The sequence below is a fragment of the Rhodopseudomonas sp. P2A-2r genome (genome assembly GCF_026015985.1).
Lineage (GTDB): Bacteria > Pseudomonadota > Alphaproteobacteria > Rhizobiales > Xanthobacteraceae > Tardiphaga.
Map to the genome: position 1 here is coordinate 5,543,463 of NZ_CP110389.1, position 17,358 is coordinate 5,560,820.

Annotated in this window: 21 protein-coding genes; 5 read left to right on the forward strand and 16 right to left on the reverse strand. The window is 65.7% G+C overall.

Translation table 11 applies throughout. From position 1 onward, the window contains the following. Positions 1–98: 98 nt before the first annotated feature. From ONR75_RS26755 to ONR75_RS26780, 6 genes are all read right to left on the reverse strand, one after another. A complete protein-coding gene (locus ONR75_RS26755) occupies positions 99–1,301 on the reverse strand; it encodes a multidrug effflux MFS transporter (protein WP_265079911.1) in 1,203 nt (400 codons plus the stop codon). Between the two features lie 312 nt (positions 1,302–1,613). Then, on the reverse strand, positions 1,614–2,024 hold the full coding sequence (locus ONR75_RS26760; RefSeq protein WP_265079912.1) for a VOC family protein: 411 nt from the start codon (positions 2,022–2,024) through the stop codon (positions 1,614–1,616). Positions 2,025–2,051: 27 nt separating this feature from the next. After that, positions 2,052–2,588, reverse strand: coding sequence for an SRPBCC family protein (locus ONR75_RS26765; RefSeq protein WP_265079913.1), 537 nt, complete (start codon positions 2,586–2,588; stop codon positions 2,052–2,054). Between the two features lie 122 nt (positions 2,589–2,710). Further along, positions 2,711–4,009, reverse strand: coding sequence for an RNA polymerase sigma factor (locus ONR75_RS26770; protein WP_265079914.1), 1,299 nt, complete (start codon positions 4,007–4,009; stop codon positions 2,711–2,713). Then, positions 4,006–4,386, reverse strand: a complete 381-nt coding sequence (locus ONR75_RS26775; RefSeq protein WP_265079915.1) for a YciI family protein — start codon at positions 4,384–4,386, stop codon at positions 4,006–4,008. The genes ONR75_RS26770 and ONR75_RS26775 overlap by 4 nt, the downstream gene beginning before the upstream one ends. Positions 4,387–4,467: 81 nt before the next feature. Continuing rightward, positions 4,468–5,124, reverse strand: a complete 657-nt coding sequence (locus ONR75_RS26780; RefSeq protein ID WP_265083813.1) for a TetR/AcrR family transcriptional regulator — start codon at positions 5,122–5,124, stop codon at positions 4,468–4,470. Between the two features lie 92 nt (positions 5,125–5,216). Between ONR75_RS26780 and ONR75_RS26785 the strand changes: the two genes are divergently transcribed. Together ONR75_RS26785 and ONR75_RS26790 are read left to right on the forward strand one after the other, a co-directional pair. Continuing rightward, positions 5,217–5,861: a glutathione binding-like protein gene (locus ONR75_RS26785; protein WP_265079916.1), complete on the forward strand. Its 645-nt coding sequence runs from the start codon at positions 5,217–5,219 to the stop codon at positions 5,859–5,861. A 109-nt stretch (positions 5,862–5,970) separates the two neighbouring features. Beyond that, positions 5,971–6,648, forward strand: a complete 678-nt coding sequence (locus ONR75_RS26790) for a nitroreductase (RefSeq protein WP_265079917.1) — start codon at positions 5,971–5,973, stop codon at positions 6,646–6,648. Between the two features lie 21 nt (positions 6,649–6,669). Here ONR75_RS26790 and ONR75_RS26795 read toward each other — a convergent pair whose 3' ends face one another. Both ONR75_RS26795 and ybgC read right to left on the reverse strand, forming a co-directional pair. Then, complete coding sequence (locus ONR75_RS26795; RefSeq protein WP_265079918.1) at positions 6,670–7,137, reverse strand: nuclear transport factor 2 family protein; 468 nt, start codon at positions 7,135–7,137, stop codon at positions 6,670–6,672. Between the two features lie 77 nt (positions 7,138–7,214). Then, positions 7,215–7,661, reverse strand: coding sequence for a tol-pal system-associated acyl-CoA thioesterase (ybgC, locus tag ONR75_RS26800; RefSeq protein WP_265079919.1), 447 nt, complete (start codon positions 7,659–7,661; stop codon positions 7,215–7,217). Between the two features lie 73 nt (positions 7,662–7,734). On the opposite strand from ybgC, the gene ONR75_RS26805 reads away from it, so the two are divergent. Together ONR75_RS26805 and ONR75_RS26810 are read left to right on the forward strand one after the other, a co-directional pair. Next, positions 7,735–7,950: a hypothetical protein gene (locus ONR75_RS26805; RefSeq protein ID WP_265079920.1), complete on the forward strand. Its 216-nt coding sequence runs from the start codon at positions 7,735–7,737 to the stop codon at positions 7,948–7,950. Between the two features lie 32 nt (positions 7,951–7,982). Continuing rightward, complete coding sequence (locus tag ONR75_RS26810; protein ID WP_413776540.1) at positions 7,983–9,554, forward strand: oleate hydratase; 1,572 nt, start codon at positions 7,983–7,985, stop codon at positions 9,552–9,554. A gap of 12 nt (positions 9,555–9,566) precedes the next feature. On the opposite strand, the gene ONR75_RS26815 is transcribed toward ONR75_RS26810, so the two are convergent. The 7 genes from ONR75_RS26815 to ONR75_RS26845 all read right to left on the reverse strand — a co-directional run bounded on the left by ONR75_RS26815 (position 9,567) and on the right by ONR75_RS26845 (position 13,855). After that, positions 9,567–9,788, reverse strand: a complete 222-nt coding sequence (locus ONR75_RS26815) for a type II toxin-antitoxin system HicB family antitoxin (RefSeq protein WP_265079922.1) — start codon at positions 9,786–9,788, stop codon at positions 9,567–9,569. Beyond that, a complete protein-coding gene (locus ONR75_RS26820; RefSeq protein ID WP_265079923.1) occupies positions 9,785–10,027 on the reverse strand; it encodes a type II toxin-antitoxin system HicA family toxin in 243 nt (80 codons plus the stop codon). The genes ONR75_RS26815 and ONR75_RS26820 overlap by 4 nt, the downstream gene beginning before the upstream one ends. Next, complete coding sequence (gene ruvB / locus ONR75_RS26825; RefSeq protein ID WP_265079924.1) at positions 10,027–11,079, reverse strand: Holliday junction branch migration DNA helicase RuvB; 1,053 nt, start codon at positions 11,077–11,079, stop codon at positions 10,027–10,029. The genes ONR75_RS26820 and ruvB overlap by 1 nt, the downstream gene beginning before the upstream one ends. Then, on the reverse strand, positions 11,076–11,576 hold the full coding sequence (locus ONR75_RS26830; RefSeq protein WP_265079925.1) for a hypothetical protein: 501 nt from the start codon (positions 11,574–11,576) through the stop codon (positions 11,076–11,078). The genes ruvB and ONR75_RS26830 overlap by 4 nt, the downstream gene beginning before the upstream one ends. Further along, on the reverse strand, positions 11,573–12,190 hold the full coding sequence (gene ruvA / locus ONR75_RS26835) for a Holliday junction branch migration protein RuvA (protein ID WP_265079926.1): 618 nt from the start codon (positions 12,188–12,190) through the stop codon (positions 11,573–11,575). Before ruvA ends, ONR75_RS26830 begins: the two co-directional genes overlap by 4 nt. 153 nt (positions 12,191–12,343) lie before the next feature. Continuing rightward, positions 12,344–12,871: a crossover junction endodeoxyribonuclease RuvC gene (gene ruvC, locus ONR75_RS26840; RefSeq protein WP_265079927.1), complete on the reverse strand. Its 528-nt coding sequence runs from the start codon at positions 12,869–12,871 to the stop codon at positions 12,344–12,346. Positions 12,872–13,108: 237 nt separating this feature from the next. Continuing rightward, positions 13,109–13,855, reverse strand: coding sequence for a YebC/PmpR family DNA-binding transcriptional regulator (locus ONR75_RS26845; RefSeq protein WP_265079928.1), 747 nt, complete (start codon positions 13,853–13,855; stop codon positions 13,109–13,111). Between the two features lie 199 nt (positions 13,856–14,054). Between ONR75_RS26845 and ONR75_RS26850 the strand changes: the two genes are divergently transcribed. Beyond that, positions 14,055–15,809: a methyl-accepting chemotaxis protein gene (locus ONR75_RS26850; protein WP_265079929.1), complete on the forward strand. Its 1,755-nt coding sequence runs from the start codon at positions 14,055–14,057 to the stop codon at positions 15,807–15,809. Between the two features lie 110 nt (positions 15,810–15,919). Here ONR75_RS26850 and ONR75_RS26855 read toward each other — a convergent pair whose 3' ends face one another. After that, on the reverse strand, positions 15,920–17,353 hold the full coding sequence (locus ONR75_RS26855; RefSeq protein WP_265079930.1) for a tetratricopeptide repeat protein: 1,434 nt from the start codon (positions 17,351–17,353) through the stop codon (positions 15,920–15,922). Positions 17,354–17,358: the final 5 nt, after the last annotated feature.

Genomic DNA, 17,358 nt, shown 5'->3' on the forward strand with positions numbered 1-17,358 from the left:
TCCCGGTTTTTGCTTGCCGACGACCGGGGACCCCGGATCTGCAGCGCACTACGGCACAAGCGCGCCGCACTGCGCTGCGTCCGGGGAACGCAACGGCGTTACTCCGCCAACTGCGGCGCGGCAGCGCGGCAGCGCAAGGTCGCCAGCGTCACCACCAGTGCCGCCACCGCGGTGAGCGCGATGGTCGCCACCATCGGCAACGAGGTGCCGTCGAAGAACAGGCCGGCCACCGCGATCATGACGCCGCCGGTGACCATCTGCAGGGTGCCGCCGAGCGCGCTGGCGATGCCGGCGATCGGGCCGTGGTCCTCCAGCGACAGCACCATGGTGGAGGGGATCACCAGGCCGAGGAAGGCGAAGGAGGTGAACAGCAGCGGGATCAGCACGCGCAGGCTGTCGAAGCCGGCGAGCGTCAGCGCCAGCAGCAGCACCGCGAAGGCCGCATAGGCCGACACCGCCGCGATCACCACGCGCACCATGCCGAAGCGGCCGCCAAGGAAGCCTGCCAGTTGCGAGGCGCCGATGAAGCCGATGGCATTGACCGAGAACGCCAGGCTGTACTGCGTCGGCGTCAGCCCATAATGGCCGATATAGACGAAGGACGACGTCGCCAGAAACGCGAAGAAGCTCGCCATGCCCAAGCCGCCGATGAAGGTGAGGCCGAGGAAATGCCAGTCGCGCAACAGCTCGCCGAAGCTGCCGAGCACGTTGCGGACGCTGCCATTGATGCGCTCTTCCACCGGGCGGGTTTCCGGCAACAATGACGCCACCAGCACGATGGCGAGCAGCGCGGCCACCGTGACGGCGACGAACACCGCGCGCCAGCCGAACGGCACGATCAGCGCGCTGCCGGTCAGGGGCGCGAGAATCGGCGACACCGAGAACACCAGCATCACCAGCGCCATCAGCCGGGTCGCCTCGACGCCGGTGTGCAGGTCACGGATGATGGCGCGCGGAATCACGCCCATGGCAGCGGCGCCCATGCCCTGGAGGATGCGGAACGCCACCAGCCAGCCGACGCCGGGCGCCAGCGCGCAGCCGACCGAACCCAGCGTAAACAGCGCCAGCCCGGCATAGAGCGGCGGCTTGCGGCCGTAGACGTCGGACAGCGGCCCGTAGGCGATCTGGCACAGGCCGAAGGCGATGAAGAACATGGTCAGCGTCATCTGCGTCGCCGCCGTGGTGGCGTGCAGATCCGCCGCGATCGCCGGCAGCGCCGGCAGATACATGTCGATGGCGAACGGGCCCACGGCGGACAAAAGGCCGAGCACCACGGCGTTGCGCGTGAAAGAAGAGGTCATCAGGTTTTCTTTTCTGGTCTTGCGTCATTTGCTGCGACGACGGCTCTTCACCTCTCCCCGCATCTTGCGCGGGGAGAGGTCGGAGCCGAGCGAAAGCTCGGCTTCGGGTGAGGGGCCGGGCGCAATACGTCGTCTGCCTCGTGGTCGTAACAGCGATTCCGCACGCGCGCGACCCGCGAACGTCAGGTTTGCGATCGGCCGCGTGCCTCGCCCCTCACCCGACCGGCTTCGCTACGCTGGTCGACTTCTCCCCGCGCAAGATGCGAGGAGAGGTTAAGAAAGAGCGGGGAGAGGTCAGGACGCCGTGGGCTCCTAATCCGGGGCCGGGCCGTTCACCATCCAGGGAATGCCGAACTTGTCGAGGCACATGCCAAAACCTTTTGACCAGAACGTGGCGCCGAATGGCATGTGGATGGTTCCGCCGTCGGCCAGCGCCTTGAAGATCCGTTCGCCATGGGCGGGATCCTCGATCTGCAGGCACACCGAGAAGCCCTGCTGCTTCTGAAATTGTCCGGGCGGCGCGTCGGAGGCCATCACTACCTCGCCATCGATCGACAGCTGCGCATGCAGCACCTTCTTGGCCATCTCCAGCGGCATATGTTCGGCGGCCGGCGAGCCTTCCACATGCATGATGACGTCGATCTTGGCGCCGATCGCCTTCGCATAGAAGTTGAAGGCCTCTTCGCAATTGCCGTTGTAGTGAAGATAGGGATTGACCTGCATCGGTGGTCTCCTTGGTTGGGGCCGGTTCTATTTTTCGACGATCGACTTGAGGTTGGCCAGGCCGACGGCAAAGTCCTTGCCGATCATCTGGTCCATATTGAGAAACACCTGCATGATTTTCGACATCAACGGCGCCGGGCCGCGCATCGACCAGGTCACGGTGGTGATATCACCTTGCGGATGCAGGGTGAATTCGCCGGTGTTGTGGCCTTCGAATGGCCGGAAGAAATCCAGCTTGAGCACGATCCGCGTCGGCGATGCGGCATCGGTGATCTCCATGCGCCCGGAACCGACATTGCTGTTGCCGTCCCAGCCATAGGCCGCGCCCTTGCCGCACTCGGAACCGCTGTAGCTGCGTTTCATGGCGGGATCCTTCGCCTCGTAGGGCGACCACGCGGTCCAGCGATGCAGGTCCTCGATCAGCGGATAGATCCTGTCCGGCGGCGCCTTGATGGCGGCGCTGCGCGCCACCTCGAACGTGTCGGGTTTTGTCAGCGCCAGCGCCAGAACGGCGACAAGCGCGACCGCGAGAATGACGGCGATCACGGCAATGATCTTCAGCATGGGTGGCTCCGGGGTGATGCAACCTGCTTCAAGGACGAACGGGAAAACCGGATTCCGACACCGGCGCCAGGATTTGTGTGCTCCTCGCCGCCCCCACGATCAAGTAAAGGCAGCCGGTCCGCCTAGCGAAGCTTCGCCTCGTGCGGGGCCGCGGGAGCCATCGCGCTGCCGCTCTTGCTGTCGCGCTTCAGCCGATCGATGTGCATGCGGATATGGGCGGCCTCGGCAGAGGTATTGGCCAGCGCGATGGCGCGGTCGAAGCTGACGCGCGCCTCGTCGCCGCGGCCGAGCTGCATCAGATAGGCACCGCGCACGCCGAAGAAGTGAAAATAGTTCGACAGCCGTGGCGCCAAGGGCTCGATCATGTCGAGCGCCGCCTGCGCGCCGCGGGTCTTGGACACCGCCACCGAGCGGTTCAGGGTGATCACCGGCGACGGCGTGAGAATCTCCAGCGAGCCATAGAGCAGATCGATCTGCAGCCAGTCGGTCTCGGCGGGCGTGGCGGCGCGGGCATGCAGCGCGGCGATCGCCGCCTGGATCTGGTACGGCCCGGTGCGGCGATGGCGCATCGCCTTGTCGATCAGCGCCAGGCCCTCGGCGATCAGGCAGTGGTCCCACAGGGTGCGGTCCTGGTCGTCGAGCAGCACCGCCGAGCCGTCGGCATCGAACCGCGCCCGTGCGCGGGCGTGTTGCAGCAGCAGCAGGGCCGTCAGCCCCATGATCTCCGGCTCCGACTGGAACAGCTTGAGCAGCAGCCGCGCCAGCCGGATCGCCTCCTGGCACAGCGACGCGCGCTCGGCGATGGCTTCGCCGGAGGCGGAATAGCCTTCGTTGAAAACCAGATAGATCATCGCCGCCACCGCGGCGAGGCGCTCCGAGCGCTCCGGCGCGCCCGGCGTCTCGAAGGCGACGTCGGCCTTGGCGATCGCCGCCTTGGCACGGGTGATGCGCTGTTCCATGGCGGCTTCCGTCACCAGGAAGGCACGGGCGATCTGTTTCACTGACAGGCCGGAGACGATGCGCAGCGCCAGCGCGATCTGCTGCGTGGCCGGAATCTGCGGATGGCAGCAGATGAACAGCAGGCGCAGGATGTCGTCGCGATAATGCGCGCCGTCGAGCCGCTCTGCCAATTCCGCCTCGGCGTCGTCGAGGTCGGAGATGGCCTCGTCCTCCGGCAGTGCCGTGTGGCGACTGGTCTTCCTGATGTCGTCGATGGCGACGTTGCGGCCGACCATGATCAGCCATGCCGCGGCGTCGCGCGGCGGGCCATTCTGCGGCCAGGTCTTGAGCGCACGCAGACAGGCATTCTGGAATGCCTCCTCGGCGGTGTCGAGGTTGCGGAAATAGCGCAACAGCGCGCCGAGCGCCTGGGGGCGCGCCGTGGTCAGCGCCGCATCGATCCAGGCGAGATCGGTGGTCATGGCGTGTGTCCCGCCACATGGCCGGGCGTGAACAGGCCGATCGGACGGATCTCATAGGCGCCGCCGGGATTGGCGCGGCCGAGATCGCGCGCCACCTCCAGCGCCCCATCGAGGTCGGGGCATTCGACCACGTAAAACCCGAGCAACTGTTCCTTGGTCTCGGCGAACGGACCGTCGAGCACCAGGGGCGGATCGCTGTCCTTGCGCAGAGTGGTGGCGGCGGTGGTCGGCAGCAGCCGTGCCACCGGCCCGAGCCGCCCCTGCTGCGCAAGCTTCTCGTGCACCAGCTTCAGCTTGCCCATGACCGCAGCGTCCTCCTCGCGGGTCCACGATCCGACAACGGCTTCATCATGGTAACAAAGGATGGCGTAGAGCATGGATCGGTCTCCTTGGCTGGAAGACGGGCAGGACACCACGATCCCGACACGGCTGGCTGAGAATTTCGCGCGCGAGGCAGGTTATTTCGCGGCGGAGCCGCACATCAAGTCGATCGCCCCCTGCGCGATCCCTTCGAGTTCCCGGCGCGCGATGCCGGCTCGGGAGCGGATGGCGAGGGAGTACAGTGTGGCGGAGGCGAGCTGCGACAACGCCGCGACATCGACGGTCTCAGGCAGTTCGCCGCGCTTGATCGCCGTGCGGAAGCACCAGCTCAGCGCCTCGTCGAGATCGCCGAATCCCTTGAGCACCATGGCGCGGATCTCGGGATCGGCGATGGCGTCGGAGGCCACCGTCATCACCGTGAAGCAGCCGCGCGGGCCGCCCTGCAGATAGATGTCGAGCGCGGCGCCGTAGAAGCGGCGCAACCGCTCGCGGATATCGATATCGGCCTTGAAGATCTCCGCGGCGGCGCCGCTGTAGTCCTCGCGGTAGCGCGCATAGCTCTTGATGTAGAGCGCGCGCTTGTCGCCGAACGCGCCATACAGGCTCGGCCGGTTCATGCCAGTGGCGGCGGACAGATCGTCCAGCGAGGTGGCGGCGAAGCCATCCTTGCGAAACAACGCCAGCGCCTGACCCAGCGCCAGCTCCGGCTCATAGGCCCGCGGCCGGCCGCGCCGCTTCGGCGCCGCACTGTCGGCCTTGTCCGGCGCGGGCTTCTTTTTTGTACCATTTCGAATTTAATTCCTTGACGTGTTTTATATTATGCGAGACGGTATAAAAATCAACCCGCGCTCCGATCGCAACGGGACGCAAGCCAAGGAGGCCTTCCATGGATCTGTATTTCTCGCCGATGGCCTGTTCGATGGCCACCCGCATCGCGCTCGACGAGGCCGGCGCCGACGCCACCTATCTCGAAGTCGATCCGAAGACCAAGCAAGTGCTGCAGGACGGCTCGGATTTTCGCACCCTCAACCCGCTCGGCATGGTGCCGACCCTGCGCACCGACGACGGCGTGATCCTGACCGAGAATGCCGCGATCCTGCAATATGTCGCCGACCGCTTTCCCGACTCGCCGATTGCCGCCGGCACCGGCATCGAGCGCACCCGCCTGCAGCAGTGGCTATGCTTCATCGGCACCGAACTGCACAAGGCGCTGTTCATCCCGCTGCTCGACCCGAAAGCGTCGGCGGAGACCAAGGCGTGGGCGCTGGCGAGAGGCACCTCGCGGCTGGATTACCTTGAGGCGCATCTGCAAGGCCGCGAATTCCTGCTCGACCGCTTCAGCCTCGCCGATGCTTACCTCGCGACGGTGATAAACTGGACCATGGCGACACCGCAACTCGACTTTGCGCAATGGCCGGCGATCAAGGCCTATCACCAGCGGCTGCGCGCACGGCCGAGCATTGCGCGCGCCGTGGCCGAGGAGTTCGAACTGTTCAAGGCCGAACAGGCGCGGCACAGAGCAGCGGCGTAAATACACGTCCGGGGGTGGTCGCCACCGCCCCCGGCACGCCCTTGCGTGATACCCGGGAAACCGCAAAGATCGCGGCCAATTGAGAAGCCATCCGGGGAAGCGCAGGTCCATGAAGTTCGATGACGTCATTCTCGGTCGCCGCAGCATTCGCGGCTACAAGCCTGATCCCGTGCCGCGGAAATTGATCGAGGAAGTCATCGCGCTGGCGATGCGCGCGCCGTCGTCCATGAACAGCCAGCCGTGGAATTTCTACATTGTCACCGGCGAACCGCTGAACCGCATCCGCGCCGGCAATACCGAGCGGATGGTGGCGGGGGTGCCGCAGTCGCGCGAATTCCGCATCGGCCAGCCATTTGCCGGTCCGCACCGCGACCGCCAGGTCGGCGTCGCCAAGCAATTGTTCTCCGCCATGGGAATCGCCCGGGACGACAAGGAGATGCGCCAGGACTGGGTGCTGCGCGGCTTCCGTCAGTTCGACGCGCCGGTCTGCGTGATCGTGACCTATGACCGCGTGCTGGACGGCAGCGACGACACGCCGTTCGACTGCGGCGCGGTGGCGACCGCTCTGGTCACCGCCGCCTGGTCGCGTGGGCTGGGCGCCGTGATCAACAGCCAGGGCATCATGCAATCGCCCGTAGTGCGCGAGCACGCCGGCATTGCCGACGACCAGGTCATCATGAAGAGCATCGCGCTGGGCTGGCCGGACGACAGCTTCCCGGCCAATGCGGTGGTCTCCGAACGCAAGTCGGTGGCGGAAGCCACGGTATTCGTCGGCTTCGACGAATAGACCCGCGCGGAGCAGCGCGGCCTAGAACGGCGTCGCGGCCAGCCCCGGCACATCGGCCGGGCGCGGCCCGGGCGCCGGCCACAGGAAGCGGCGGTCCTTCTCGGCAATCGCCAGATCGTTGATGCTGGCCTCGCGGCGCGCCATCAAACCTTCGGCATCGAATTCCCACTGCTCGTTGCCGTAGGAGCGAAACCAGTTTCCGGCGTCGTCGTGCCATTCATACTGGAAGCGCACCGCGATGAAGTTGCCGTCGAAGGCCCACAGATCCTTGATCAGGCGATACTCATGCTCCTTCGCCCATTTGCGGGTCAGGAAGTCGACAATCGCCGGGCGCCCTTCGAAGAACTCGACGCGGTTACGCCATACGCTGTTTTCGGTATAGGCCAGCGAGACCTTGACCGGGTCGCGGGAATTCCAGGCGTCTTCGGCCATACGCGCTTTTTGCGCGGCGGTCTCGCGGGTGAACGGCGGCAATGGCGGGCGCGACATGGGCATCTCCGTTGGCTCGCTGCGATTGTAGCCCGGCATGTCGGAGAGTCGATGGCAACTTGCCTATCGCCCGATTGCTAAAGCTGATCGGCCTTCATTGCTGTTCGCAGCGCCTTCGGGATCGGCCTGGCCCGGCCGTCTGACACGAACGCGACTTTCACTTTCGCCTCCAGCAGCAGTTCGTCGCCGCGCCGCACTTCCTGGCTCAGCGTAATCGAGGCGCCCTTCACGTCGATCGGGCGCGTCACGATCTCCAGCACGTCGTCCATCCGGCTCGGCTTCAGGAATTCGAGCGTCATCGCACGCACCACGAAGGCAAAGCCGGGCGCCTCGCTCTCGGCTTCCGCAAACAGCGCGCGCTGGTCGGCGCCGAGCAGCCGCAGATAGTTGGTGCGGCCGCGCTCCATGAAGCGCAGGTAGTTGGCATGATAGACAATACCGGAGAAGTCGGTGTCTTCGTAATAGACCCGGACCTGCATGCGATGCAGGCCGTCAGCAATGGCGCCGTCGAGATGGGTGGTCATCGGGAAACATACTCGTCAAATCTGGTTGTCGCAGGCGGGGCCGGCACAAGTGACTGACGATATAGCCCAGACGATGGCCACGGCAAAATTCCGCCATTGGATTTGGTCCGCCGCGCGCGGCCGTCGCACCAAACGCGGCACTTTGATCGAGGTCAAGTCGGCGATCGAAACGAGCGGTTACTCTTCCTCATCCGCTGAACCTGATGGCGCCCTGCCCGATCCCGCAGCCTACGACCCGATCGCCCATCGCGCCGACACCAAGATATCCCACGTAAAGGCAAATCCATGACATCCAGCAATCGAACCGCAGCGCGGAGCGACATCAAGGCCTATCTGGCGGGCGGCGGCATCGCATCGCTGGCCAGCGCAGCCTATCTCATCCGCGACGGCGGGTTAAAGGGCGACAATATCAGCGTGTTCGAGGAGACCGAACTGCTCGGCGGCAGCCTCGACGGCGACGGCAACGCCGACAAGGGCTATGTGATCCGCGGCGGCCGCATGTTCACCTATGAGGCCTATACCTGCACCTTCGACCTGCTGTCGGGCATTCCCTCGCTCGGCAATCCCGCCATCACCGTCAAGGACGAGATCTACGCCTTCAACGAGAAGCACATTCCGAATTCCAAGGCGCGGCTGGTGCGCGGCGGCCAGAAGGTCGACGTCTCCACCATGGGCTTTTCCGCCCAGGACCGGCTCGACCTGATCGAACTGATGGCGACGTCGGAAGCGACGCTGGGTGCCAGGCGCATCGCGGACATGTTCCAGCCGTCGTTCTTCACCACCAATTTCTGGTACATGTGGGTCACCACCTTCGCATTCCAGCCCTGGCACAGCGCGGTCGAGTTGAAGCGTTACCTGCATCGCTTCATCCAGGAATTCCCACGCATCCAGACGCTGGGCGGCGTGCGCCGCACGCCGTACAATCAATACGATTCCATCGTGCTGCCGCTGACCACCTGGCTGAAGGCCCAGGGCGTAAACTTTGTCACGGGCGTCCGCGTGGCCGACATGGACTTCAAGTACGGGCCACGCGGCAAGGCGGTGGAGCGTCTGCATGTGGTCGAGCATGGCGTGCCGAAGCTGATCGCGGTCGGCGACGACGACCTGGTGTTCGTCACCAACGGTTCGATGACCACCGCCTCCACCCTGGGCTCGATGACGCGGCCCTCCGAGCTGACCGCAAAGGACGACAAGACCGACGGCTCATGGGCGCTGTGGGAGACGCTGGCGAAAAAACACCCGGAATTCGGCAAGCCGTCGGCCTTCAACAGCCGGGTCGATGAATCCAAGTGGCTGTCGTTCACCACCACCATGAAGGATCCGATCTTCTTCGACCTGATGGAGAAATTCACCGGCAACGAAGCCGGCACCGGCGGCCTCGTCACCTTCACCGATTCCAACTGGTTGATGTCGGTGGTGCTGGCGGCGCAGCCGCATTTCATCGGCCAGCCGAAGAACGTTCAGACCTTCTGGGGCTACGGCCTGTTCGTCGACCAGATCGGCAACTTCGTGAAGAAGAAGATGTCGGACTGCACCGGCGAGGAACTGATGACTGAACTGATAGGCCATCTCCGCTTCGATGCCGACAAGGACAAGATCATCAAGGCAGCCAACTGCATCCCCTGCATGATGCCCTATATCACCAGCCAGTTCATGCCGCGCGTCAAGGGCGACCGCCCGGCGGTGACGCCGGCCGGCACCAGCAACCTCGCCTTCCTCGGGCAGTATTGCGAAATCCCTGACGATGTCGTGTTCACCGTGGAGTATTCGGTGCGCTCGGCGCAGACCGCGGTGTTTGCGCTGCTCGGCCTCGAGAACAAGGTCTCGCCGCTATACAAGGGCGAGCACGATCCGGCGGTGCTGTATCGCGCCATGAAGACGCTGATGAGCTGAGATCAAAAGGCCTCAGCCCGCGCGCGCCAATGGCGGCGCGGGCTTGGGGATCTCCTGCTTCCATTCCTTCGCCGCCTCGATCCACGAAGCGATGGCCTCCTGCACATTGCGCAGAGCCTCTTCCGGCGTCGCCCCATCGGACATGCATCCCGGAAGCTTCGGCGCTGTGGCGAGATAGCCGCCGCCGTCGCTGTCCGCCAGCCGCTCGATCCGAATGGCATATTCGAGTTTCATCGGTGACCTCCGTGGTCATCAATACAATGCACGAGTTTGCGAAAGTAGACCGGCTTGATCGGTCGCCGGGCCGGAATGGTCAGAATTTCGGCCGCTGCCGGGTGCTTGGCGTGGCAGTGCGAGGTTCCCTTGCCAGCCCGAAACAGCAGGCCATGGGAAAGGCAGACCTTCTCGACATCGCCGATGGTCCAGTCGCCCGCCGGATTGCGCCGCATCTGCTCCAGCAGATCCGCCGCCATCACTCGTCCTCAATGCCTTGCCCGAACAACCCGATCTGGCTCGGATCGCGGCTGGGTTCATTCAGCCCGAGATGCTTGAACGCATGCGAGGTGAGCAGCCTGCCGCGCGGGGTGCGCTGCAGGTAGCCGCACTGGATCAGGAACGGCTCGATGATGTCCTCGATGGCGTCGCGCGGCTCCGACAGCGCCGCCGCCATGGTTTCGACGCCGACCGGGCCGCCGCCGTAGTTCATGGCGATGGTGGTGAGATAGCGACGGTCCATGGCATCGAGGCCGGCGCTGTCGACTTCCAGCGCGGACAGTGCGTGGTCGGCGATCTTGCGGTCGATGGCCGAGGCGTCGGCGGCCGACGCGAAATCGCGGACGCGGCGCAGTAGGCGGCCGGCGATGCGCGGCGTGCCGCGGGCACGGCGGGCGATCTCGTTGGCGCCGTCGGCGGTCATGCCGATCTCCAGCACACGGGCGCCGCGGGTGACGATCTTTTCCAGCTCTTCCACGGTGTAGAAATTCAGCCGCACGGGAATGCCGAAACGGTCGCGCAGCGGATTGGTGAGCAGACCGGCGCGCGTGGTGGCGCCGACAAGAGTGAACTTCGCCAGTTCGATTTTTACCGAGCGCGCGGCGGGGCCCTCGCCTATGATCAAATCGAGCTGGAAGTCTTCCATCGCGGGATAGAGCACTTCCTCGACCGCGGGCGCGAGACGATGAATCTCGTCGATGAACAGCACGTCGCGTTCTTCGAGATTGGTCAGGAGTGCGGCGAGATCACCGGCCTTGGCTATGACAGGCCCCGACGTCGCGCGAAAACCGACGCCGAGCTCGCGCGCCACGATCTGCGCCAGCGTGGTCTTGCCGAGGCCGGGCGGGCCGACGAACAGCACATGGTCGAGCGCCTCGCCGCGTTTGCGGGCGGCGTCGATGAAGATCTGCAGATTGGCGCGGGCCTGCTGCTGGCCGACGAATTCGGACAGGTTCTGCGGGCGCAGCGAGGTGTCGCCGATGTCATCGGCGCGGCGCTCGGGGGTGATCAGGCGGGTGGGAGCAGTGGTCATGGGGTCACGTTAGCACGATGCAGCGGCTTCGCGAGCCACCAGCACAGGCTGGCGGGACCGATCGCCAGCACCGCGAGCAGCGCCGACAGCGACAGTGCCTGCGGCAGCGACTGGGTACCGGGCAGCATCACCGCCGAGGATTCTGACGGCTGGATGAAAGCGCCGAGCAGCACCACGGCGGCAATGGCGGCGGCCGCGGCAAGCCAGGCCATCCAGATCGGACTGAGACCGGCATAGATCGCCGCGACCGCAAAGGTCAGTCCTGCGGCCATGGAGGGAAGCAGCGTGGCGATAACGACCACGAAGGCCAGCAGCCAGACCGCGATCGACAGCACGCCACGCAACGCGTCAAGATCGGCGACCGCAAACACCAGCTGGACGATGGGCGCGCCGAGCACGACGACGATCAGCGCAACCACCGCCGCCATCGCCAGTGGACCGACAATGGAGAAGATCGCCACGATACCGATCACGCGTCCGAGCCGGCCGAAACTCACTTCGCCAACTCCTTCAGCCCGAGCCGGATCAGTTGCGCCGTCTCAGCGCCCTCTCCCGCAATGCGCGCGGCACCGGCAATCGCCGCGGCCGCCTGCGGCGCGCCGTAGCCGAGATTGACCAGAGCGGAGATCGCATCCGACACCGGACGCGGCGCGGTGTTGTCCTCGATGGCGCCGGACAGATTGACCAGCGCCGGATCGACCGATGCAAATGCCGGCGCCTTGTCCTTCAACTCGCTGACGATCCGCTCGGCGACTTTCGGGCCGACGCCGACGGTGCGCGCCACCGCAGCCTTGTCGCGCAGCGCGATGGCATTGGCGAGGTCGGCCGGCGGCAATGTCGACAGCACCGCCAGCGCCACCTTGGCGCCGACGCCCTGCACGGTCTGCAGCAGCCGGAACCATTCGCGCTCCTGGTCGGAGCGAAAGCCGAACAGCTTGATCTGGTCCTCGCGGACATAGGTCTCGATCGACAGCACCGCCGCCCCGCCCGGCTGCGGCAGCGCCTGCAGCGTACGCGCGGAGCAATGCACTTGGTAGCCGACGCCGGAGACGTCGAGGATGACGTAGTCATCACCGTAGCTGTCGATCAGGCCCTTGAGCTTGCCGATCATGAGAGAGCTCCGGTGCGCATGCTCCCCTCCCCTTGCGGGGAGGGGCCGGGGTGGGGGTGTTACGGGCGACGTCGCTTGTGGACCCCCTCCCCGACCCTCCCCCGCAAGGGGGAAGGAACCGACGACGTTTGCAGCGCAGGATCAAACTACACATTATGCCCCCACCACCCGCAGCAGCCGCTGCGCGCTCTGACGGTGATGCGCATGCGTAATGGCGATGGCCAGCGCATCGGCGGCGTCGGCGGATTTCGGCTCGGCCTTGGGCAGCAGGATCTTCAGCATCATCTGGATCTGGTTCTTGTCGGCATGGCCGGCGCCGACCACGGTCTTCTTGACCTGGTTCGGCGCATATTCGGCCACCGCGATGCCGAACATCGCCGGCGTCATCATGGCGATGCCGCGGGCCTGGCCGAGCTTGAGCGTGGCGACGCCGTCCTTGTTGACGAAGGTGTTCTCGACCGCGGCCTCGGCCGGCTGGAAGTCGCCGAGCACTTTCGACAGCCCCTCATGGATGCCGAGCAGCCGGCTTGCCAGCGGCAGGGTGTCCGTCGGCTCCACCGAGCCGCACGCGATATAGGTCAGCCGGTTGCCATCGATCTCGATGACGCCCCAGCCGGTGCGGCGCAGGCCCGGATCGATGCCGATGATGCGGACGGATGGGCGAATCGGGACAGCTGTCATGGGCGCAGTGATAACGCCGAAAGCTTAAGAACAAAATAGCAACAGACGGGTTTGCACGGCGAAAGTGGGCGGAGACGGTGCGCCCCGACCACAGGCTGTCGTCCCCGCGGATGCGGGGATCGAGTAAACGCCGGCCTGCATGTGCCCCGAAAGGCCAGTGTCTACTGGGTCCCCGGTCCAGCGCGCAAGTGCGCGCCGGCCGGGTGATGACAGCGGAGTTTGACGCAACGGCTGGCCTCAGCCGCCCATCTTGGCGACCAGCGCGTCGGATACCTCGAAGTTGGCGTAGACGTTCTGGACGTCGTCGTGATCGTTGAGCAGGTCGATGAGCTTCAGCAACTTCTCGCCGGTCTCGTCGTCGACCGCGACGGTGTTTTGCGGCTTCCAGGTCAGTTCCGCCTTGCGCGGCTCGCCGAATTTCGCTTCCAGCGCCTTGGCGACGTCGCGAAAGGTTTCCTGGGCGGCATAGACTTCATGACCGGTCTCGGACGAGATCACGTCGTCGGCGCCGGCCTCGATGGCGGCTTCCAGCATGTCGTCGGCGGAGGCCTTGGCGGCGTCGTATTCGATGATCCCCACATGGTCGAACATGAACGACACGGAGCCGGTTTCGCCGAGATTGCCGCCGGACTTGGTGAAATAGGAGCGGATGTCCGAGGCGGCGCGGTTTTTGTTGTCGGTGAGCGCCTGGACGATCACGGCGACGCCGCCGGGGCCGTAGCCCTCGTAGCGCATCTCGTCATAATTCTCGCCGTCGGAGCCGATCGCCTTCTTGATGGCGCGCTCGATATTGTCGCGCGGCATGTTTTCCTGGCGGGCGGCGGTGACCGCGGCGCGCAGCCGGGCATTCATCGACGGGTCGGGGGTGCCGAGCTTGGCGGCCACGGTAATTTCCCGGGCCAGCTTGCTGAACAGTTTCGACTTCTGGGCATCCTGCCGGCCCTTGCGGTGCATGATGTTCTTGAATTGGGAATGTCCGGCCATGCGGTCTCTTTCGGATTCGTGCGGTCTGTCAGGGGTGCGGCGGCGCGGGGTTATAGGCCGCGAGCCCGGCAAAATCAAAAAACAGTCCGGTTTCCGCCTTGGGATACCGGCTGCGCGCAAGCGTCGCACATCCGTTAACCACGGCTTCACGTCAGGGTGCAAGGATACCCGCATAGATTGTATCCCCCAGAGAGACGACATGGTCTTCGGAATGTTTCGGAAGCGGCAGGCGCCGGCGCCTGTTCCTGTTGCGCAGCCCGCGGTGGTGGTGGTGGCGGCGGCCGCCGTGCCCGAGCCGGAGCGCGATTCGGCGCGCGAGATCCTGGAACTGCTGGAGCTGGAACTGGGGGCGCTAATCCGCCAGCTCGAGCGCGCCGCGCAGTCGGTGGCCGGCGGCGCCGAATCCACCGCCTCCACCCTCTCCACCATCCGCCAGCGCACCGACGCCCTCACCGGCCAGACCAGCGCGGCGCAGACCACCGCCACCACCTTTGCGCAGGCCGCCGACAAGTTCACCCATTCCGCCGAAGGCATCGGCGCCCAGGTGCGCAACGCCAGCAAACTGGCCGACGACGCCGGCGCCGCCGCGGACGAGGCCAGCCGCAACGTCGACCGCCTCAGGGAATCCTCCGCCGCAATCGGCAACGTGGTCAACCTGATCGCCCAGATCGCCAAGCAGACCACGCTGCTGGCGCTCAACTCGACGATCGAGGCCGCACGCGCCGGCGCCGCCGGCCGCGGCTTCGCGGTGGTCGCCACCGAGGTCAAGGCGCTGGCGGTGCAGACCGCAGAGGCCACCGAAGAGATCAAGAAGAAGATCGACGCGCTGCAGAAGGATGCCGCGAGTTCAGTGGATGCGGTGCACCGCATCTCCAACGCGATCCAGGCGATCCGCCCGGTGTTCGACAGCGTCAACGGCGCAGTGGCCGAACAGAACGCCACGACCTCCGACATGTCCGACAATGCCGCCTCGGCGTCGCAATTCATCGTCGCCGTCGGCGACAGCGCTGCCGAGATCGACAGCGCCACCCAGGCCGCTGAGGTGCATGGCCAGAGCGTCGCCGAGGCCGGCCGCGCCGTGACCATGTTCGCACAGAAGCTGAAGTCGCGCTGCGCCACGCTGCTGCGCCAGGACGAACGCGAGGACGAGCGCAAGCGCGAGCGGCTGCCGTGCCACCTGCAGATCGAGATCAAGACCCGCAACACGACGCTGCGTGCGCCGGTCTACGAGATTTCCCTGGAAGGCATTCTGATCGGCGGCCCGGACGCGGCCTCGCTGCAACCGCACGAGATGCTGACGGCCGATCTTGTCGAGGTCGGCACCTGCCGGCTGCGTGTCACCGAACAGTCCAAGGCCGGTGCCCGCGCCCTGTTCGTGGCGCCGGACGCCGCCCTGACCAGCCGGATCGAGGACCGGCTATGGGCGATCCACGACGAGAACACCGAATTCGTCACCCGCGCCATCGATGCCGGCGTCACGCTCAACAAGATCTTCGCCGACGGTATCGCCTCCGGCGCCATCGGCATCGACGACATGTTCGACGAAAGTTATGTGGAGATCGCCGGCTCCAATCCGGTGCAGGTGCGCACGCGGATTCTCGACTGGGCCGACCGCGCGCTGCCGGATTTCCAGGACAAATTGCTGGCGACCGACCCGCGCATGGCGTTCTGCGCCGCGATCGACCGCAACGGCTACCTGCCGGTGCACAACAGCATCTATTCCAAGCCGCAACGGCCCGGCGACGTCGCCTTCAACACCGCCAATTCGCGCAACCGTCGCATCTTCAACGATCCCGCCGGCCTCGCCGCCGGCCGCAACACCCGCGCCTACCTGATCCAGAGCTATGCCCGCGACATGGGCAACGGCACCACGGTGATGATGCGCGAGATCGACGTACCGATCCGCGTGCACGGCCGGCATTGGGGCGGATTCCGCACGGCGTACAAATTGTAGTAGCTCCGGAACTGTCGCTTTTCGTGTTGCCGTTACGCTCCGCTCCCCTTGCAGCCCTCACTCCGGCCATCTCCCGCCGGCGAGCGAGGAAGCTACGGTGGCCTCGCCGGCTATTTTCCCTGGGCCGGGGGCGCCCGCGCCACCACCGCATCGGCGCGCGCCCTGAGATTGGGCGGCACCTTTTCGCCGGTGGCGATGCGGTTCTTCACGATGCTGGCGAGCTTGTCGCCCTCGGCGCCGTGCCCCAGGGCGTATTCGGTCTCGGCCAGCGCCACCTGGAACCGGAGGTTGTCGGGCTGCGCCTCGATCGCCCGGCGCAACGGCGCAATCGCCTCGAAGCTGCGGCCCTGGCGCTGCAGGTCCTCACCGTAGTCGAACTGCAGCAGCGAACTGTTCGGCGCCACCGCCACGCCGGTGAGCAGCGCGTCGCTGGCCTCGCGGGTTCGGCCGGCCTCGCGCAGCACGATGCCGAGCCGGCGGTAGGCGACGATGCTGCGCACGTTCTTCTTCAGCGCGGTGCGGTGCGCCTCGATGGCCTCGTCCTTGCGGCCGATGGAATTGAGCACGATGCCCAGCGAATTGTAGCTGTTGTCGGCATCCGGCGCGCGCGCGACCCCGAGCTTCGCCGCCTGCAGCGCCTCCTCCGGCTTCTTCTGCGCCATCAGCACGAAGGCGCGGGTGTATTCCGCCGCGGCGAACTCCGGATCCATGGCGCGCGCGCCGTCGGTGGCCGAGGCGGCCTCGCCAATCTGGCCGCGGCTGAGATAGATGTAGGTGCGCAGGTTCATGGCATACTTCTCGGCGCCAGGATGACTGCCCGATAGCGCCACGGCCGTCAGCCGCATGGCGGCTTCCTCGTCGCCGTACTCGCGAAAATAGATGCCGGCCGCGATCTCCGGATCGATGTGCTCCAGCAGGTTCAGCGCGGCCTTCCTGAACAGGGTCTCGGCGCCCTGCGCCGTCTCGACGTCAATCAACCCCTCCCGGCCAGGATTTTGACGCAGGCGAAGCCGCAGCAGCTCCTTGCCGTCCTCGGTGCGGGTGGTGATCTCGCCGGAGATCTGCACGATCTGCTTGCCGAGCACCTTCTGGATCAGCGACTGGAACGACTTGAGGTCGATGTTTCCGGCCGGCGTTTCGATCGACGACAGCGCGTCGATCAACTGGGTATCGCCAAGTGCGGTCTTTGGCTTCGCCGCGTTGGAATTGCGGTTGAGCGCGGAGATCTCGTCCAGCAGCCGCTGGGTGGCCGTCTCCGCGGTATAGCCTGCATTTTCCAGCGATTGCGGCACGCGCAGCGCGGTCATAACGATGCCGTTCTCGATCATCGCCTTGGCGACCACGATCACCGTCAGAACAATCGGCACCACGGTCACGACCACCACCGCGAGCCCCTTGGCAAACATCACAAGTTCGGCCGCCGACCTTTCGCGGACCTGCGACGCCAGATATTGCCCGGCGCGGACGTGCAACTTCCGCTTCCTCGGCGCAGCCGAAGCGATGGTCGGCTGCAATCGTTCTTGCGGAACGCTCTCAGTGGACATGGCGG

Bases quoted from the DNA above. Each gene is read 5' to 3' on its own strand.
- ONR75_RS26755 (WP_265079911.1), bottom strand. From the start codon at position 1,301: ATGACCTCTTCTTTCACGCGCAACGCCGTGGTGCTCGGCCTTTTGTCC.
- ONR75_RS26760 (WP_265079912.1), bottom strand. From the start codon at position 2,024: ATGCAGGTCAATCCCTATCTTCACTACAACGGCAATTGCGAAGAGGCC.
- ONR75_RS26765 (WP_265079913.1), bottom strand. From the start codon at position 2,588: ATGCTGAAGATCATTGCCGTGATCGCCGTCATTCTCGCGGTCGCGCTT.
- ONR75_RS26770 (WP_265079914.1), bottom strand. From the start codon at position 4,009: ATGACCACCGATCTCGCCTGGATCGATGCGGCGCTGACCACGGCGCGC.
- ONR75_RS26775 (WP_265079915.1), bottom strand. From the start codon at position 4,386: ATGCTCTACGCCATCCTTTGTTACCATGATGAAGCCGTTGTCGGATCG.
- ONR75_RS26785 (WP_265079916.1), top strand. From the start codon at position 5,217: ATGGATCTGTATTTCTCGCCGATGGCCTGTTCGATGGCCACCCGCATC.
- ONR75_RS26790 (WP_265079917.1), top strand. From the start codon at position 5,971: ATGAAGTTCGATGACGTCATTCTCGGTCGCCGCAGCATTCGCGGCTAC.
- ONR75_RS26795 (WP_265079918.1), bottom strand. From the start codon at position 7,137: ATGTCGCGCCCGCCATTGCCGCCGTTCACCCGCGAGACCGCCGCGCAA.
- ybgC (WP_265079919.1), bottom strand. From the start codon at position 7,661: ATGACCACCCATCTCGACGGCGCCATTGCTGACGGCCTGCATCGCATG.
- ONR75_RS26805 (WP_265079920.1), top strand. From the start codon at position 7,735: ATGGCCACGGCAAAATTCCGCCATTGGATTTGGTCCGCCGCGCGCGGC.
- ONR75_RS26815 (WP_265079922.1), bottom strand. From the start codon at position 9,788: ATGAAACTCGAATATGCCATTCGGATCGAGCGGCTGGCGGACAGCGAC.
- ONR75_RS26820 (WP_265079923.1), bottom strand. From the start codon at position 10,027: ATGGCGGCGGATCTGCTGGAGCAGATGCGGCGCAATCCGGCGGGCGAC.
- ruvB (WP_265079924.1), bottom strand. From the start codon at position 11,079: ATGACCACTGCTCCCACCCGCCTGATCACCCCCGAGCGCCGCGCCGAT.
- ruvA (WP_265079926.1), bottom strand. From the start codon at position 12,190: ATGATCGGCAAGCTCAAGGGCCTGATCGACAGCTACGGTGATGACTAC.
- ruvC (WP_265079927.1), bottom strand. From the start codon at position 12,871: ATGACAGCTGTCCCGATTCGCCCATCCGTCCGCATCATCGGCATCGAT.
- ONR75_RS26845 (WP_265079928.1), bottom strand. From the start codon at position 13,855: ATGGCCGGACATTCCCAATTCAAGAACATCATGCACCGCAAGGGCCGG.
- ONR75_RS26850 (WP_265079929.1), top strand. From the start codon at position 14,055: ATGGTCTTCGGAATGTTTCGGAAGCGGCAGGCGCCGGCGCCTGTTCCT.
- ONR75_RS26855 (WP_265079930.1), bottom strand. From the start codon at position 17,353: ATGTCCACTGAGAGCGTTCCGCAAGAACGATTGCAGCCGACCATCGCT.